Source organism: Euzebya tangerina (assembly GCF_003074135.1).
Classification (GTDB): Bacteria; Actinomycetota; Nitriliruptoria; order Euzebyales; family Euzebyaceae; genus Euzebya; species Euzebya tangerina.
Window position 1 is genome coordinate 2,437,415 of record NZ_PPDK01000001.1, and the last position, 17,602, is coordinate 2,455,016.

15 protein-coding genes are annotated in these 17,602 nt (G+C 69.0%); 10 read left to right on the plus strand and 5 right to left on the minus strand.

The genetic code is table 11. The annotated features are described in order from the left end of the window. Positions 1-2: 2 nt before the first annotated feature. Positions 3-1,316, plus strand: a complete 1,314-nt coding sequence (locus C1746_RS11265) for a bifunctional folylpolyglutamate synthase/dihydrofolate synthase (RefSeq protein WP_205711814.1) — start codon at positions 3-5, stop codon at positions 1,314-1,316. Positions 1,317-1,360: 44 nt separating this feature from the next. On the opposite strand, the gene C1746_RS11270 is transcribed toward C1746_RS11265, so the two are convergent. Both C1746_RS11270 and C1746_RS11275 read right to left on the minus strand, forming a co-directional pair. Then, positions 1,361-2,440 carry a phosphotransferase family protein gene (locus C1746_RS11270; protein ID WP_116714674.1) on the minus strand — a complete coding sequence of 360 codons (1,080 nt, stop codon included), beginning with the start codon at positions 2,438-2,440 and terminating at the stop codon, positions 1,361-1,363. 91 nt (positions 2,441-2,531) lie between these two features. After that, a complete protein-coding gene (locus tag C1746_RS11275) occupies positions 2,532-4,997 on the minus strand; it encodes a hypothetical protein (RefSeq protein ID WP_116714675.1) in 2,466 nt (821 codons plus the stop codon). Between the two features lie 113 nt (positions 4,998-5,110). On the opposite strand from C1746_RS11275, the gene ndk reads away from it, so the two are divergent. Further along, on the plus strand, positions 5,111-5,515 hold the full coding sequence (gene ndk / locus C1746_RS11280; protein WP_116714676.1) for a nucleoside-diphosphate kinase: 405 nt from the start codon (positions 5,111-5,113) through the stop codon (positions 5,513-5,515). A gap of 45 nt (positions 5,516-5,560) precedes the next feature. Here the strand turns inward: ndk and C1746_RS11285 are convergent, their stop codons facing one another. Together C1746_RS11285 and C1746_RS11290 are read right to left on the minus strand one after the other, a co-directional pair. After that, a complete protein-coding gene (locus tag C1746_RS11285) occupies positions 5,561-6,211 on the minus strand; it encodes a VOC family protein (protein ID WP_162867643.1) in 651 nt (216 codons plus the stop codon). A gap of 45 nt (positions 6,212-6,256) precedes the next feature. After that, complete coding sequence (locus C1746_RS11290; protein WP_116714678.1) at positions 6,257-6,820, minus strand: FAD-dependent oxidoreductase; 564 nt, start codon at positions 6,818-6,820, stop codon at positions 6,257-6,259. Positions 6,821-6,870: 50 nt separating this feature from the next. On the opposite strand from C1746_RS11290, the gene C1746_RS11295 reads away from it, so the two are divergent. The 7 genes from C1746_RS11295 to C1746_RS11325 all read left to right on the plus strand — a co-directional run bounded on the left by C1746_RS11295 (position 6,871) and on the right by C1746_RS11325 (position 15,021). Continuing rightward, the gene (locus C1746_RS11295) at positions 6,871-7,695 is read left to right on the plus strand and encodes a YceI family protein (protein WP_116714679.1); all 825 of its coding nucleotides are present in this window, start codon (positions 6,871-6,873) and stop codon (positions 7,693-7,695) included. Positions 7,696-7,815: 120 nt separating this feature from the next. Further along, on the plus strand, positions 7,816-8,874 hold the full coding sequence (locus C1746_RS11300) for a rod shape-determining protein (protein WP_276309972.1): 1,059 nt from the start codon (positions 7,816-7,818) through the stop codon (positions 8,872-8,874). 34 nt (positions 8,875-8,908) lie between these two features. Continuing rightward, the gene (gene mreC / locus C1746_RS11305) at positions 8,909-9,898 is read left to right on the plus strand and encodes a rod shape-determining protein MreC (RefSeq protein ID WP_116714680.1); all 990 of its coding nucleotides are present in this window, start codon (positions 8,909-8,911) and stop codon (positions 9,896-9,898) included. Between the two features lie 3 nt (positions 9,899-9,901). Continuing rightward, positions 9,902-10,417 carry a rod shape-determining protein MreD gene (gene mreD / locus C1746_RS11310; RefSeq protein ID WP_116714681.1) on the plus strand — a complete coding sequence of 172 codons (516 nt, stop codon included), beginning with the start codon at positions 9,902-9,904 and terminating at the stop codon, positions 10,415-10,417. Between the two features lie 127 nt (positions 10,418-10,544). Beyond that, entirely contained in the window at positions 10,545-12,641 is a 2,097-nt protein-coding gene (gene mrdA, locus C1746_RS11315) for a penicillin-binding protein 2 (protein WP_162867644.1), read from the plus strand. Next, positions 12,638-13,816 carry a rod shape-determining protein RodA gene (rodA, locus tag C1746_RS11320; RefSeq protein ID WP_116714683.1) on the plus strand — a complete coding sequence of 393 codons (1,179 nt, stop codon included), beginning with the start codon at positions 12,638-12,640 and terminating at the stop codon, positions 13,814-13,816. The genes mrdA and rodA overlap by 4 nt, the downstream gene beginning before the upstream one ends. A gap of 116 nt (positions 13,817-13,932) precedes the next feature. Next, positions 13,933-15,021, plus strand: a complete 1,089-nt coding sequence (locus C1746_RS11325; protein WP_116714684.1) for a cell wall-binding repeat-containing protein — start codon at positions 13,933-13,935, stop codon at positions 15,019-15,021. 25 nt (positions 15,022-15,046) lie between these two features. On the opposite strand, the gene C1746_RS11330 is transcribed toward C1746_RS11325, so the two are convergent. Next, positions 15,047-16,075 (minus strand): LLM class flavin-dependent oxidoreductase, encoded by a 1,029-nt coding sequence (locus C1746_RS11330; RefSeq protein WP_162867645.1) that lies wholly within the window; start codon positions 16,073-16,075, stop codon positions 15,047-15,049. 187 nt (positions 16,076-16,262) lie between these two features. Between C1746_RS11330 and C1746_RS11335 the strand changes: the two genes are divergently transcribed. Further along, entirely contained in the window at positions 16,263-17,474 is a 1,212-nt protein-coding gene (locus C1746_RS11335; protein ID WP_116715680.1) for an acetyl-CoA C-acetyltransferase, read from the plus strand. Positions 17,475-17,602: the final 128 nt, after the last annotated feature.

Below are 17,602 nucleotides of genomic sequence, written 5' to 3' on the forward strand. Positions count from 1 at the left end.
CCGTGTCATCCTCCAGCTCCTTCGACGCGGCGATCGCTGCGATCTTCCAACGCCAGCCAGGCCGGATGGTTCCTGACCTGGACCGCATCACCGATCTCGCGGAGCTGCTCGGCAACCCGCAGACCACCTTCGACACCATCACGGTCACCGGGACCAACGGCAAGACGTCGATCGCGGCGATGCTCGCCAGCCTGTGCACCGCTGCAGGGCTGATCCCCGGCTCGTACTCGAGTCCGCACCTGCAGTCGGTGACCGAGCGGATTCGCGTCGCGGGTGTCCCCATCGCGGAGGAGGACCTGGCCCGCCACATCGCCTATCTGCAGCCGTTCCTGGATGTCGTGGACCCGCGTCACGACGACACGGTGACCTTCTTCGAGGTGCTCACGGCGTTGGCGATCCTGCACTTCGTCGACGTCCCGGTGAACGTCGCCGTGTTGGAGGTCGGCATGGGCGGGACCTGGGACGCCACGAACGTGGTGGATGCCGCTGTAGCCGTGATCGGCCGGATCAGCCTGGATCATCCGGAGCTCGGCCCGACCGTGGCGGACAAGGCTGCGGAGAAGGCCGGGATCATCAAGCCCGGGTCCTTCGCGGTCTGCGCGGCCCAAGAGCCGTCGGCGTTGTCGGTCATCCGCGACCGTGCCGACGCCATGGACGCCGTCCTGAAGATCGAGGGCGTCGACTTCGAGCTGCTCGGACGCGCGGCCGCCGTCGGCGGCCAGCAGGTGGACCTGCAAGGGGTCGGGTCGACGCACAACGAGGTGTTCCTCCCACTCTACGGACGCCACCAGGCCGTGAACGCGGCCCTTGCCCTGGCGGCCTTTGAGGCGTACCACCGCTTCGAGGTCGAGCTCGACCCCGAGTTGGTGCGGGAGGGCTTCGCGGGCGCGCAGGTGCCGGGCCGCTTGGAGGCCATCCCCCGGGAGGGCCAGTCCCTGATCGTCCTGGACGGGGCTCACAACCCGGCTGGGATCGCGAGCCTCGCCGCGGCACTGACCCAGGACTTCGCGTTCGAGCGGCGGGTCGCCGTGCTCGGGATCCTGGAGGACAAGGACGTCGAGGAGATGGTCCAGGCGCTGGCCCCTGCGGTGGACCACGTCGTGGCCGTGGCCCCCGACAACGTCAGGGCAGGCGACCCGTCGCGGATCACGGCCGTCTGTGACCAACTCGGCCTCAGCTGCGAGGAGGCCGACGACGTCGACCACGCCTTGGACCTGGCTGACGGTGTCACCCGCCCCTCCGACGGGGTCGTCGTGACCGGATCCCTCTTCCTGGTGGGGGAGGCGCGGGAGCTGCTGGGCCTCGACCCGGCGTAGACCCGTCAGGGTCCTGGCGACGGCCTGCGAGCCAAGACGAGCTCCTAGATCCCGGCCTCGTCGGCGTAGGCGGCCGCATCCCGGGCCATCGCGGGGACGTACTCCTCGAACATGCGCACACTCTCGGCCTGCTCGCCGTAGGCGCCCGCCAAATTCCGCTGGTACACGCCCTCGATGATGGCGGCCAGTCGCCACACCCCGAACGACAGGTAGTAGGGCACCAGGTGGTCGGGCATCTCCTGGCCGCCGGCGGCGTGATAGGCGCGGCGGAAGTCCCCACGGTTGCCGAAGCCCTCCACGGTGGTCGGCCGGCCGATGATCTCGGCGGCGGCGTCCTCCGCCTCGGTCCAGTACGACATCGTGATGGCGACATCGGCCAGGGGGTCGCCGAGGGTCCACAGCTCCCAGTCCAGCACGGCCGCGACGGAGCCGTCGTCAGCGAGCATGACGTTGTCCAACCGATAGTCGCCGTGGACGATGCCGACGGCGCGCTGGTCGGGGATGGCGGCCGTCAGCCGCGCGTGCAGGTCGTCCATCACGGGGAGCTCACGGCCCTTCTGGGCGTCCAGTTGCCGGCGCCACACGTGGAGCTGCCGGGCCAGGTAGTTCTCGCCCTTGGCCCGCTCACCGAGCCCCAACTCCTGCGGGTCCAGGGCATGCAGGGTGGCCATGGTCCGGGCCAGGGAATCGGCCGCCGCCCGCCGGACGGCCGGTTCCAGGGACTCTGCCTCCCGCGCCGTGCGGACGATCTGCCCCTCGACGAACCGCATGACGTAGAAGTCGGCCCCCAGGACCGAGTCCGGCCCGGTGCTGATCCCCACCATCTCCGGCACCGGCACGTCGGTGTCGGCCAGGGCGGCCATGACGCGGTGCTCCCGGGACATGTCGTGTGCACCGGGGAGGAGGTCACCGAGTGGTGGGCGGCGGAGCACGAAGGCCTGCCCGTCGGCGTCCTCGACGCGATAGGTGAGGTTCGAGCGGCCGCCGGCGATCTGGGTGGCCGTCAGCGGGCCACTGGTGCCCGCGTGATCCGCCAGCCAGCCCTCCAGCGCGTCGGTGTCGAGGGCGACTCCGTCGGTGTCGACGCCGCTGGTGTCCGGCTCGTCGCTGTCAGGGTCGGTCATGGCGCACACCCTCGCACAGCTGTTCGCTGGTGGCGTGTTATCTCACGCATCCGCCGGAGGACGTGCACGGGCTATGCGCGGTAACGCAGCACTAGCCGAGCTGAGCCTGCAGATCGGCCAGCGCCTGCGTGTACTCGGGCTCCCGCCCGTAGACCATGTGGTTGCGGGCACACGGGTCATCGGTCAACACGCGGTCGACGTCCGGTCCGTCCGGCAGATCGATGGGTGCGCCGATCGGGTCGCTGGTGCGGAGCAGGTTGATCCACCGAGTCCCGTCCAATCGGTCCCGCAGCGCAGCAGGCGTCGGCTGCCAGAACAGCCGGGGGAAGAACTCGGCGTAGAACTGCCGCAGCGGTGAGCCGTGCGTCAGCAGACCCAGCCGCGAGGTGTCCACGTCAGTCTCGAGGCCAAGCACGGCCGTGGCGGCGATGACGGTGCCCTGGCTGTGTGGTGAGAGGATCAGCGTCCGCTGCGGGTCCTGGAGCTCCTCGGTCACCAGCGCCGTCAGGTCGGTCACGACACGGTCGCCGTAGCTCGGCGGCGACAGCGGGTGGAACCAGCGCGGGAAGAAGGTGCCGACGTCCCAGAGGATCGCGATCGTTCGTCGCTGGGAGCGGTTCCTGATCGACGAGAGGCCCTTGCCCGCGATCAGCGAAGCCGGCCCCAACAGGCCGATCAGGGTTGCCGCGGGCCGGATCGCCCCGATCACCCGCTCACTCGGGAGCAGCGCAACGGCCACCGTGGCGGCGACGACGAGCACCACCAACACCACCACGGCCCACCGACCTCCGGCGAGGAAGGCGACACCCAGCGCGACGAACCCCGCGACCAGCGCCAAGGCTGCCATCACGATGGACTGGGAGACCGCCGGCAGGCCGTCCAGCACGACCAGGGGGTTCTCGGCCCCACTGCTCAGCCACAACAGCAGCACGACGCCGATCAGACCAGCCGCCGTGAGGGACGCCATCAACCAGGAACCGCCCCGCAGCAGGCGTTGGACCGCAGTGGTCACGATCACCAACCGGCGCCTCGAACCGTCGCTCGGGACGTTGGTGGTCTGCTCCACGGTTGATGCCCCCGGCCCCGCCGCCAGACCAGCCACCTGCCGCACTTGGACGACCAGTCCGATCAGCAGCATCCATCCCAGCGCCAGCAGGAGTGCGGCGAAGCTGATCGCAAGTGCCTCCGGCAGTGGACCGGGGACGAGCACCTGCCCGGACCGGTCTCCACCCAGCAGGCGGCTGACCGCAAGCGACCCGGCGGCTCCCATCCCGGCGGCCACGGCACCGGCCAGCAGGAGGAACCCGGTCAGGTTGAAGGGCGCCCAGCGGCTCCGCGACCAACCGTCCGAGCGGTCCGCGGAGCGGTCTCTGACGGCGAAGGCCAGAAACCCCGCGACCACCAGCCAGACGGTGGACAGGACGGTGAGCGCGACCCCGACGTCCCGGATGACGGGGAGGAAGAGCGGCCGCCCCTCCTCCTCCAACTCCTCCACCACGTCCATGGACAGGTCCTCGACCGGGCCGTCGAACACCATCGACTGCGCCGGCTGACCGTCCGCTGCCGGACCGGCCTCGACCATCGCCTGTGGCAGGTTGATCGACGTGACGACGACCACGGCGGCCACGATCGCTGCCCGCGGGACCCACGCGGAAAAACGCGAGACCACCACTGCCGCAGGCGGGGTCGAGCGGCCCGGGGCCAACGAGTGGGCCACGGTCAGGCCGATGCCCGTGACCAACGAGATCACGGCCAGCGGGATCGCCAGGAACGCCGAGGCTGCCTCCAGCATCGTGGACGGTGCCTCTCCCCAGGCCGTGGTCATGGCCACCGCGACCCAGGCCATCGCGCCGAGCGCGGCGGCGTGATGGGCGTTGCGCTGCATCGCGATGGTGCCGGGGGAGTCCCACAAACGCGCCTGCTCGTGGGTGATCCAGGCGTACCCCACGGGATCGATGGTCTCGGTGTCGGTCCGCAGCGGCGGTGCACCCGGCCGCAAGCGGACCCGAGTCACCCAGCGCTGGAGCTCGACGACCGCCCAGGCAACCAGCAGTCCAGCGCCGAGCACCCACGGATCGAACCCGCGGACGCGCACCCCCCACTGGTAGGCGACGATGTCGACCGCGATCAGCAACGCCCACTGCGCGAAGATGATCGTGATGCCGAGGCCCGCCAGACGTACCGCGGCCGCGACCAACCGCACCCCCAGTGGCCGGGTGCCCCCGCCAGCGTGGAGCGAGGAGGCCCCGGAGCGTTGACCAGGGAGCGCCGCCCACCCGGCGAGGTTGGTCAGCAGGTAGGGCAGGAGGAGCAGGTACAGGGCCGTCGAGACGCTGCCCGAGGTCACCGAGCCCCACGAGTACGCCCGGACGCCCCGGTCGGTCGTGGCGCGGCCCCAGACCGTCACGTCGTCCCCGCCGTCCCCGCAGTCGTCCGGTGTCGGGTGGGTCAGCCGCAGGTCATCGAGCACGGCGTCCGGCGGCGACCCGGCCACGCCGTGGATCCGCAGCTCGTGGTGATCGCCGTCACCCAGGCGGCTGCGCGGTGTGGTGGGCATCTCGACTCCTGGGTGAATCGGGGGATGGGCGTCACGGGGGAAGAGACCGGGCGCGGGGCCCGTGATACGACGTGCTCCGCCATCGCCGGCGGGAGCGCGTACCCTGCCGGGCCATGAGCACCCAATCAACCCTCATCCTGATCAAGCCCGACGGCGTTCGTCGGGGTCTCATCGGCGAGGTCATCCGCCGGATCGAGCGCAAGGGCCTGACCATCGAGAAGATGGAGCTGCGCACGCTGGAGCGGGCCGTGGCCGAGGAGCACTACGCCGAGCACGAAGCGCGTCCCTTCTTCGGCGAACTGGTCGACTTCATCACCGGTGGCCCGCTCGTGGCATTGGTGGTGTCAGGCGAGGAGGCGATCGTGGCGATGCGTCAGCTGGCCGGCGCGACCAACCCGCTGGAGGCCTCGCCGGGCTCGATCCGCGGGGAGTTCGCCACCATCATCGGCGAGAACATCATCCACGGCTCGGACAGCCCCGAGTCGGCCGAGCGCGAGATCGGTATCTTCTTCCCGTAGCGCGGCCTCGGTATTGGTCCGCCTGACGAGGTCTCTGTACGGGTCTCAGCTCACCCGGGCACCGTCCGCCCAGAGCTCGATGGTTCGGGTCGGCCCGGCGGTCGACGCCACCTCCAAGGACAGGCGCCACCCGTCGGCCGGCAGGATCTCAGCGCCCACATCGCCAGCGAGCGACGCCAGCAGAGGATGCCCGACCAGCGAGCTGGGGACGTCCAGTCGAGTCGCCTGGCAGTGGGTGAGCCCAGCCGCCGTCTGTCGTGCCCCCGCCCGGCCGTCGGTCCACTCCGCGGGCCCTGCCGTCCCCGGGCTTGCGAACACCAACGGCAGGGCTGGGTCCCGGGACGCCTCCGCCACCGGCAGCGTCATGCCGTCGGGCAGGAAGGTCGGCGCCCACGCGAAGGTCGGCGCAGACGGGCCTGACCCTCGGACGGCCACGCCGAAGGGGCACGTTCCGTCCTGTCGGGCCACCCGCGGGCCGAGCGCCGTGGGGGCGACGGCAGCGGAGGTGACCTCGGCCTCATCGACCAGCCACAGCAGCTCGATGAACACGTCGTCGAGGGCGTAGCAGATGTTGGCCGTCCCCTGCCCCACATGCCGCCGCCGGTAGGAGGGGACAAGGCCGGCCTCTTCCAGCGCCGATGCGTGGACGCCGCCGTCGGTCTCCGTCGCCACGAAGATGTGATCGAGCGTCGTCATGAGGGCCACTCGACGCCGCCCCCTCCCCACCTCACGCGTCCCACCTCACCCGTCGTCCTTGGGTGGGGAATCCCAGTCGTGGACGTCCTCCCCGGCCTCTCTCGAGAGGATGTCAAGCGCCGCGGCCGCTCCGATCCCGGCCGAGACGATGGCCTGGCTGCGATTGGGCTTGGCCACGCGGCCCAGCACGTAGACCTTGTCCACGTCGGTCCGACCGTCCCGATCGGTGTCGATCCCCTCACCGGAGGTGTCGACGCCCAGGGAGGCGGCCAGCTTGGCCGACGCCTTCCCACCGGCGATCATCACGTAGTCGGCGGCCACAGCGTCCTCGTCCTGCTCGGTGGAGCCGACGAAGCCGTCGCCGGTAGCCCGGACGGCGGTGATCTGGGCGTCGACCAGCGTGGCCCCCTGCTCGGTCACCTGTGCCCGGGCGATCTCCTGGAACGTGCTGCCGTGCGTGTCGGGAACACCCAGGTAGTTGTGCAGCCAGGCGTAGTGCATCGCGGTCTCGTCGGTGCCGTACACCGAGACCTCATGGCCATTCTTTGCCAGAAATAGAGCCGCCGACAGCCCCGCTGGGCCGTCACCGATGATAAGAGTTGAAACCACTGGTGATCCTTTCGTGAACCAATCCGTCCCGGTCGTCGTATAGGGCAAGCATGAGCACCTCATCGAACTCCCGAAACATCATCATCGGAATCGTCGTCCTCGTCGTTCTCGGCGCCGTCGGCGGGTTCCTCTACCTCAACCGTCCGGCCGCCGAGGAGGCCAGCCTGGACAACGCGCTGACCGCCCTCGACGACGAGGAGAGCACGGAGGACGCTGCCTCCGACGACGGCGCACCGCAGACCGAGTCTGCCGACGCTGCGGGTGACGGCGAGGCAACAGCCACCGCAGCAGAAGACGACGCCGGCGACGCCCTGGCTGACGCCTCGGGCACCTGGCAGGTCGACACCACGATCGGTGAGTTCGACTTCGCTGATGCGACCTCCACGTTCGCTGGATTCCGGGTCAATGAGGAGTTGAGCACCGTCGGGCAGACCGAAGCCGTGGGACGCACGCCCGCCGTCTCAGGCAGCCTCGAGATCAACGGCACCGTGCTGGAGGCGGCCACGATCGAAGCCGACTTCGCAGCCATCGAGAGCGACATCCCGCGCCGCGACAACGCGATGCGCAACGCCATGAACGTGGACGAGAACCCGATCGGCACCTTCGAGCTGACCAGCCCCGTTGACTTCGGTGAGGTCCCCGCCGAAGGGACACCCATCGCCTTCACCGCCAGCGGCGACCTGACCGTCAACGGCATGACCAACCCCGTCGAGGTCGACATGGAGGCCCAGGTCGCGGACGGCAACATCGTCGTGGTCGGCAGCACCAACGTGGTCTTCGCCGACTACGGGATCGAGGCCCCGCAGGTGGGCCCGGTGGTGTCCATCGAGGACAACGGCACGGTCGAGATGCAGATCTGGTTCACCCGCGCCTGAGCGGCCGGATCGGGGCGGTTCCGGAGAATCGGCCCCTGTCCGGGCAGACCTTGGACAGGTCCCGATGTGGGCGGCGCCTGAGGGCTACACTCAAGCGACCGCCCACCCCGGAACCACCCCTTGTCAACTCCTCCTCAGCAGCTCAACACCCTTCCCCTGTTCGGCCGCGACATCGCTGTCGACCTGGGGACCGCGAACACGCTCGTGTATGTGCGTGGGCGCGGCATCGTGTTGAACGAACCGTCCGTGGTCGCCATCAACACCAAGAACGGTGCGATCCTGGCGGTCGGCGCAGAGGCCAAGCGCATGATCGGTCGGACCCCCGGCCACATCGTCGCGATCCGGCCACTGAAGGACGGCGTCATCGCCGACTTCGACGTGACCGAGAAGATGCTGAACTACTTCATCCGCAAGGTCCACCGCCGCCGCTACATGACCTGGTTGAACAAACCGCGGGTGGTCGTCTGTGTCCCGTCGGGCATCACCGGCGTCGAGCAGCGGGCTGTTGAGGAGGCGTCGATCCAGGCCGGCGCCCGCGCCGCCTACATCATCGAAGAGCCCATGGCGGCCGCGATCGGTGCCGGCCTTCCGGTCCACGAGCCGGCCGGGAACATGGTCGTCGACATCGGCGGTGGAACCACGGAGGTGGCCGTGATCTCCCTGGGGGGCATCGTGACCTCCGCCTCCATCCGCATCGGCGGCGACGAGCTTGATGAGTCGATCATCAACTACGTCAAGAAGGAGTACAGCCTGATGCTGGGGGAGCGGACCTCGGAGGAGATCAAGATGGCCATCGGGTCTGCCTTCCCGATGCCGGAGGAGTCCCACGCCGAGATCCGCGGGCGTGACCTCGTCAGCGGACTCCCCAAGACGATCATCATCTCCGCCGAAGAGATCCGCCGGGCCATCGAGGAGCCGGTCAACTCCATCGTCGACGCAGTCAAGAACACGCTGGACCGCACCCCGCCCGAGCTCGCCGCCGACATCATGGACAAGGGGATCGTCCTGACGGGTGGCGGGGCGCACCTGCAGGGGCTGGACGAGCGGCTGAAGCACGAGACCGGCATGCCGATCCACGTCGCTGACGCACCGCTCAACTCCGTGGCGATCGGCTCCGGGAAGTGCCTGGAGGAGTTCGAGGCGCTGAAGCGGGTCCTGATCTCATCCTCGCGACACTGATCGGCGCCCCGACCACGCGGGAGGGACACGACTCGTGAGGAACAGACGCACCTTGGTCGGTGCGCTGGTGCTGATCGCGCTGGTGCTGATCACGTTGGACTTCCGCCAGACGGGTGGACCCGTCGGGTCGGCCCAGCAGGCCGCCGATGGCGTCTTCGCGCCGATCCAGAACGGCTTCGCCGCCATCACGCGGCCCATCGGCAATTTCTTCGGATCCATCCTCGAGGTCGGCACCCTGCGGTCACGGGTGGACGCGCTGGAGACCGACAACCAGCTGCTGCGCCTCGATCTCCAGGTTCAGGCCGACCTCGAACGACGGCTCGCCGAAGCCGAGGGGCTGCTGAACATGGCCGAGCAACAGCAGGTCCAACTGGTCGGCGCCCGGGTGATCGCCTCCCCACCGGGCAGCTTCGAACGGCAGATCGTGCTCGACGTCGGCGCTGCTCAGGGCGTGGCGCCCGAGATGGCCGTGATCAACGAACGGGGCGTGGTCGGCCTGGTCGTTGAGGTGACGGGCACCCGAGCGCGGGTGAACCTCCTCTCCTCGACCGAGGGGCGGCTGTCGGTCCGCGTCGCCGAGTCCGGTGACCGTGGGACCCTGGTGGGGCAGGGGAGTGGCCTGCTGCAGCTGACGATGATCGACTCCGATCCGCAGGTGCCGCTGGACGCCACCATCGTGACCCAGGTGTTCCAGGGATCTCTGGTCCCCAGCGGTCTGCCCGTCGGGGTGCTCGAGACGCCGCCCGACGGTGATCCGCAGGGGGAGCGATTCCTGGAGGTTCGTCCCTTCGTCGACTTCTCGGCGCTGTCCACCGTCGCCGTCGTGGTGGCGGGACGGGAGGACTCCGAGGAGTTCGGCGAGGGGGAGCTGATCGCACCGCAGTTGGTCGACCCACCGACGGTGGACATCGGCCCCGATCAGGACGAGCCGACCATTCCCGGCGTGGACCTGCCAGGCACCTCCCCCTCCCCAGACCCCAGCGGCACGCCGACGGCCACCGCAAGCCCGACTGACGGGCAGTAGGCCGTGCCGATCCGGGTTGTGGTGTTCGCTGGACTGATCCTGGTGGCACTCCTGCTGAAGACCACGCTGCTGCCGACCTTCGCGTTCCTGTCGTTCCGTCCCGATGTGCTGATCGTCATGGTGGTTGCGGTCGCGCTGGTGGAGGGAGCCGACATGGGGATCAAGTTGGGCTTCGCGGCGGGTCTGGCCCAGGACCTCATCAGCGGGCAGGCGGCGCTGGTCGGCCTGGGCGCCCTGGTCGTCATGGGCGCCGGGTATGCCGCGGGGCGGATGAAGCCCTACATCGCGGCCTCGGAACGAACGGGCTCGATCGCGCTCTGCGGCGCGCTGTCCGGCGCCGGGACCCTGGTTGCAGGGCTCCTGGGGTTGATGTTCGGGGTGATCGAGCCGTCACTGCCGCGCGTCCTGCTCGCGACCGTGGTCGTCGGGCTGTACTCGGCGCTGGTGTCACCGCTGGTGCTCCGCCCCACCCGGTGGCTGGTCAAGCAGTTCCCGCCTCCGTCGCTGGCGTCCTCGTGACCATCCGGTGACATGCCGCACGAGGCCTGCGTTGTGCGGGGTTCCTGCACCATGTCGCTCATGCCGCGACCACCGGCCTCCCCGTACAGGCAGAAGTAACTGCGCACCACCGATACCGTGGTCCGTCGTGCAGCCAACCAACGCGAAGCCGCCGGTCTCGCGGCAGAGCACCGCACTCCGTCTGACGTTCCTCGGTGCCCTGATCGTCAGCCTCTTCGTGCTGCTCGTCGGTCGGCTCTGGTTCCTGCAGGTGATGACCGGCGACCGCTTCGCCGTGCGGGCCGAGGACCAGTCGATCCGCACCATCGACGTCGAGGCACCTCGTGGCGACATCGTCGACCGCAACGGCATGGCCATCGTCGACAACCGGTTCGCCCAAGTCGTGTCCGTCCGACCCGACCAGATGGGCGACGAGGAAACGCGGGCCGAGACGGTTGCCCAGCTCTCCGAGATCCTCGCCCTGACGCCCAGCCAGATCAACGAGCGGATCGACGACACCAATGCCGGCCCCTTCGCCAACCGGCCCATCGCCATCGACGTACCCGAGGACGTGATCCTCTACATCCACCAGAACGGGCCTACGCGCTTTCCGGGCGTGACGGCGGAGCGCATCCCGCTACGTGAGTACCCCTTCGGTGATCTTGCCGCGCACGTCGTCGGCTACACGGGTCAGATCAGCGCCGAGGAGCTCGAGGAGGAGCGGTACGCCGAGTACGGCCCTGGGGACATCATCGGCTGGGCCGGCGTCGAGGCGACCTACGAGGAGTACCTGCAGGGCATCGAGGGCGAGCGGCGCGTCCGGGTCAACAACGTCGGGGAGATCCTCGAAGACCTGACCGACGAGGACGCCCCCCAGGCGATCCCCGGCGACACCGTGCAGCTAACCCTCGACCTCGAGATCCAGCAGGAGGTCGAGGAGGCGCTCGAGGGTGGAATCCAGCTGGCGCGAGGCACCGACGACGGGGAGACCGGGATCGGGCGGGGTGGCACGTTCGCCGCACCTGCAGGCGCCGCGCTGGTCCTCGACGCCGACACCGGTGAGATCGTCGCGATGGCCTCCCACCCCACCTTCGACCCGGAGGAGTTCGTCGGCGGGGTCTCGAGCGACTACTGGGGCTTCCTCAACAGCGAGGCCAACCACTTCCCGTTGATCAACCGGACGATCGCCGGGACCTATCCGCCGGGCTCGGTCTTCAAGGTCATCTCCTCTGCGGCCGCCCTGACCTACGACGTGATCGGCGAGAACGACTTCATCCCTTGCCCGGCCGAGTTCGAGTTGGGTGACATCGGCAACGTCTATCGGAACTGGAACACCGTCGACGAGGGGTCGCTCAACATCCCGCAGGCGCTGATGCGGTCGTGCAACACCGTCTACTTCGAGTTGGCGAACCGGATGTTCAACCGTGAGGTCAACTCCGAGAACGGCGGTAGCTACAACGCTCGTGCTGCCGAGGCTCGTGAGACCGGTGAGGCTCCGGAGGCACCGTTCGAGTTCCTGGGTGAGATGAGCCGGGCGTTCGGGATGGACAGCGTGACCGGCATCGACTTGCCCGGTGAGCGGGACGGCGTGGTTCCGGGTCGCGACTGGCGCTTCAACTTCTGGGTGGACTCCCGGGAGGTCACCTGCACCCAGGCCGACGGGGCCGAGCCCGGCAGCGGGACGCGGGAGCTGCTGACCGAGCTGTGCAACGAGGGCTATCTCTGGCGCGGTGGTGACGCGGTCAATATGTCCGTCGGCCAGGGGGACGTCCAGATGAGCCCGATGCAGGTGGCCAACATGTTCGCGGCGGTGGCCAACCGTGGGCCGGTCCTCCGGCCCCACGTCGTGCGTGCGGTCCTCGAGAACGACGGCGAGCCCGTCCTGGTCAACGAGCCGGAACTGCTGCACGAGGTGCCGGTGGCCCAGGAGCACCTCGAGCTCATCGAGCAGGGCCTGGTCCTGGTCACCACCGACGAGGAGGGTGGGACGGCCTATCGGACCTTCGCGGACTTCCCCGTCACCATCGCCGGCAAGACCGGTACGGCACAGAACAAGCCGCGTCAGCCCTACGCCTGGTTCGGTGGCTACAACATGGAGCCGATCAACGGTGAGACCTACGTCGTGGTCGCCTTCGTGGAGGAGGGCGGTAGCGGCTCGCAGATCGCCGCCCCGATCGTCGAAGCCATCTTCGGCGCTCTGGCTGATCAGGAGGTCGTGATCGAGGCGGGGGAGGTCACCGAGTGAGCGGCCTGACCTCACGCGGCGTCGACCGCGCTGCCCGCGAGTCCATCCAGCGGAGCTGGGCTGGCACCTTCGCCCCAGCGACCCAGATCGACTGGCTGCTGCTGTTCGCGGCACTTGCCCTGACCTTGCTGGGCTTCGTCATGATCGGCGGGGCGACCGCGGGTGACCCGGCCGTGGTCCAGGGCGAGGGCAACATCTACATCCAGCGTCAGGTCATCGCCTTCCTGCTGGGGATCGTGGCCGCGGCGGTGACGACCCTGTTCGACTACCGGAACTTCCGGGCCTGGTCCGTCGTGGCGTACGGGGGAGCGGTCCTGCTGCTGGCTCTCGTGCTGGTTGCAGGCGCCACGGTCAATGGTGCTCAGGCGTGGTTCAGGATCGGACCGCTGCAGTTCCAGCCAGCCGAGTTCGCCAAGATCGCCATCGTCCTGATGCTGGCGGCGCACTTCCACGAGTACCGCGAGGAGAGTCTGGGCCTGCGAGCGCTCCTCGAGGCGCTGGCGTTCGCGCTGATCCCGATGGGGCTCATCCTCCTTCAACCCGACTTCGGGACCTTCATCGTGTTCGCGGTCATCGTCGCCGGGATCCTGTTGATGGCCGGCGTGCACGTCCGCTACCTGCTGGGCCTCGTGGCGGGGTCTGTCGCCGCCATCGCGGCCGCGCTCCAGTTGGGGATCGTGCAGGAGTATCAACTGGATCGCCTGACCGCGTTCCTGGATCCCGAGGGCACCGACTCGCTGGCCGCCGGCTACAACGTCGTCCAGGCTCAGATCGCCGTGGGCTCGGGGCGGGTCTTCGGGCAGGGCCTCGGGAGTGGTTCCCAGACGCTCTCCGGCTTCGTCCCCGAGAGTCAGACCGACTTCATCTTCACCGTGGTGGGGGAGCAGACCGGCTTCTTCGGTTCGATCCTCGTGCTCGGCCTCTTCGGCATCCTGATCTGGCGTGGGATGCGGATCGCGGCGACCAGCCGAGACATGTTCGGCACGCTCATCTCGGCCGGCGTGGTGAGCATCTTCACCTTCCAGATGTTCATCAGCATCGGCATGGCGATCGGCATCATGCCGGTGACCGGACTGCCGCTGCCGTTCATCTCCTACGGCGGCACCAGTCTGATCACGTCCTGGGTGCTGGTCGGGTTGATCCAGAACGTGCACATGCGTCGCTACGCGAAGTAGCGCGATTGGTGGGGCTACGCGATGTAGCGCGATTGGGGGGCTCCGCGATGTAGCTAGTCCCTCGAACCGGTTTCACTTCTGGTGACGCTGTGCGGTGGGCGCCTACTCTCTAGGCCGTGCGCCCATCTCGCTTGCTCGGGGCACTGGTCGCAGCCGCCGTGGCTGTCACGCTCAGTCCGCTCACAGTCACCGCCCAACCGCCCCCATCACGGGCCGGTGAGGATGATGGTCCGCCGGTGATCGAGATCGGCCCGGCCACCTCCGTCATCAGCGCCATCAGTCACTCGGTGGCGGTGTCGCGGGCCCGGTTCGCGCCGGTCGCCGGACCACAGTCCGTCGCCCAGACCGCAATCGCGTCCCATGTGGTGATCGCGCGCTCGGACGTCTTCGCCGACGCGCTGGCGGGGACGGTGCTGCTCGGCCGTGGACCGATGTTGCTCTCCGACGGCGACGGGTTGGCCGAGGACGTGGAGGAGGAACTGCGCCGCACCCTGGGCGATGCGGGTCTGGTGTACCTGCTCGGTGGTGAGGCAGCGTTGGGAACAGGCGTCGCCGAGGAGCTGGTCGCGCTGGGGTACGACGTGATCCGACTGTCGGGCCCGACCCGGATCGAGACGGCCATCGCCATCGCCAACGAGGCCGAGCAGGTCGGGGCCCTGACCGATGTGGCCCTGGTCCGCGCCGACGGGCCGTTCATCGACGGAAGCGCCTGGGCCGACTCGGTGACCGCAGGTGTGTGGGCCGCTCGCGATCGGGTCCCGGTGCTGCTGACGCCCACCGAGGCCCTGCACCCCTCGGTGTCTGCCTGGTTGAGTGAGCGGCCCAGCGTGTCCCGCGTCGTGGTCGGCGGCGTCGCGGCTGTCACGGAAGAGGTGGCCGGCGCAGCCTCGGCCGACCGCCGCATCGCGGGTAGCAACCGATTCTCCACCGCGGTCGCGGTGAGCGATGAGCTGCTGACGACCGATCAGGCGGGCTACGTCATCGCCAACGGGTCGGATCCGGATGCCTGGGCCTTCGCGCTGCCGGCCACGGGGTACGCCGCCGACTTGTCCTGGCCGATGCTCCTGGTGGCGCAGGGGGTCATCCCCGCTGAGACGGGAGAAGCCACCTGCCGGGACGGCGTCCGGGCACCCGCCCGCTTCGTGGGGGACTACACGATGATCTCGGCGATGCAGCGGGATTTCCTCGAGTCCCCCTGCCCCTGACGCGCTGCTCGGTCGTGGGAGCGCGTCAGGCGAGCGGAGCCAGCGTGTCCAGGGTGGCGATCAGGTTGGCCTCCGCCTCCTCCGGCGTCATCAGGTACCACGGTCCTCCGACCACCCAGTGGTCAGCCAGATGGCTCATCGAGGCCAACTGGTCCGCTACCTCATCGGGGGTCCCGGCGACGGCGTAGCGGTCCACCGCTGACTCCGGCACGGCGGCACGGAGGGCATCAACGTTGCCGCGGTCGGCCTTGAACACCGCCCGCAGCTCATCGGTCAGGTGTCCGTCGCCGTAGGACTCGAAGACCCCCTTGTAGTTGGGTGTGGTGCCGTAGAAGGCGATCTGCTGCTTGGCCCACTCCCGGGCCTGCGTGCCGTCCTCGCTCACCGCGATCATCGCCCCCTGGGCCAGCTTGAAGTCCGCTCGATCACGGTCAGCGGCCTCCAACCCCTCGGCGATGCGGGGCTGGACGACGTGTTCGATGTAGCGGTCGGAGGTGAAGGGGTGCCCCAGGATCCCGTCGGCCACCGCGGCCGCACCGGCCACCATCAACGGGCCGACCGCGGCCACGTAGACGGGGATCTCCAGCTCCGAGCCGGCGGCTGCGCCACCACCGGTCACCCCGGGGTGGCGAACGTGGTAGTGCTCTCCCTCGAAGGCCGCGTCAGGCTCACCCCGATGGAAGGCCCACGTGGATCGCATCGCCTGGACGTACTCCCGCATGCGGGCGGCCGCCGGAGAGAACTCGACGCCGAACCGGTCGGTGATGATGCGCTTGACCTGAGAGCCGAGACCCATCGTGAACCGTCCGCCGGAGAGCTCACCCACGTCCCAGGCGAGCATGGCCTGCGCAGCTGGTGCGACCGGGAACGCAAGCGAGATGTTGGTCCCGACCTGGACCCGCTCGGTCGCCTGGGCGACGACAACAGCCTGGATGATCGCCGTCCGGTCGGTCTCGGCCACCCAGAGGGCGTCCACGCCACCTGCCTCGGCGCGCTGGGCCAGCGCCGGCAACTCGTCGAGGGGTGCGTTGATGGTGATGCCGAGGCTTGTCACGACGCGCTCTTTCCGGGGGTTCGGGTGACCTTGCGAGCCTGATTTCGTCACCTCGGAATAGTTGGGTGACTCCAGTCAGTTTGATTTGGAGATTGCCATACCTGCCGGGTTACAGTCGAGTCAGCCGACCACCCCCGATGGCTCATCCTTCTTGCCCGGCGACCCTCTACCCCGATTGGACGCACACGTGAACGACGTCTTCATCTATGACGCACTCCGTACCCCCCGAGGCCGAGGCAAGTCCTCCGGCGCGCTGCACACCGTCAAGCCGATCGATCTGCTGACCACCCTGCTGTCCGCCGTCGAGAAGCGAAACCCCGAGCTCGACATCGCCCAGATCGACGACGTCATCACCGGCGTCGTCTCACCGGTGGGGGACCAGGGGGCTGACCTGGCCCGCACGGCCGTCATCGCCGCCGGGTGGCCGCAGCCCGTTGCCGGCGTCCAACTCAACCGCTTCTGCGCGTCGGGCCTGGAGGCCGTCAACCAGGGGGCCGCCCGGGTCCGCTCGGGGTGGGAGGACCTCATCCTCGCCGGCGGTGTCGAGTCGATGTCCCGCGTCCCGATGGGCTCCGACGGCGGACCCTACGGCATGGACCCGGCCACCAACTACGACGGCTACTTCGTTCCGCAGGGCATCGGCGCCGACCTGATCGCCACCATCGAGGGCTTCAGCCGCGAGGACGTCGACAGCTTCGCGCTCGAGTCCCAGGTCCGCGCCGCAAAGGCCCAGGCCAACGGCTACTTCGACGGCTCGATCATCCCGGTCACCGACCCGAGCGGGATCACGATCCTCGACCACGACGAGCACGTCCGGCCCGACACGACCCTGGAGGGCCTGGCCAAGCTCAGCCCGTCGTTCAAGGCACAGGCCGAGATGGGCGGCTTCGACGAGGTGGCGCTGCAGAAGTATCCCGAGGTCGAGAAGATCAACCACGTCCACCACGCCGGGAACTCCTCCGGCATCGTCGACGGTGCGGGCCTGATCCTCGTGGGATCCGAGGACGCCGGCACGCGCAACGGCCTCACGCCGCGCGCGAAGATCATCTCCGTGGCGGTCATCGGATCCGAGCCGACCATCATGCTGACCGGACCGGTTCCCGCCTCGCAGAAGGCGCTCGGCAAGGCCGGCATGACCGCGGGCGACATCGATCTGCTGGAGATCAACGAGGCCTTCGCCGCCGTGGCGCTGAAGACCCACCGCGATCTCGGCATCCCCCACGACCGCACCAACGTCAACGGTGGCGCGATCGCCATGGGGCACCCGCTCGGTGCCACGGGTGCGATGATCCTCGGGACCCTGGTGGACGAGTTGGAGCGTCGCGACCTGTCGACCGGCCTCGCCACGCTTTGCGTCGGTGGGGGCATGGGAATCGCCACTATTGTTGAGCGGGTCTGAGCGTCGACTCTTGTCCCGTCTGCGCTGGGGCTGGTCCGGGACCATGCCACTCCGCAGGCGGATCGCGGCCGCTCCGCGGCTGCGCCCTTGAAAGCCTGCTTCCGGGCACGTCCCGACCCAGCCCCGGC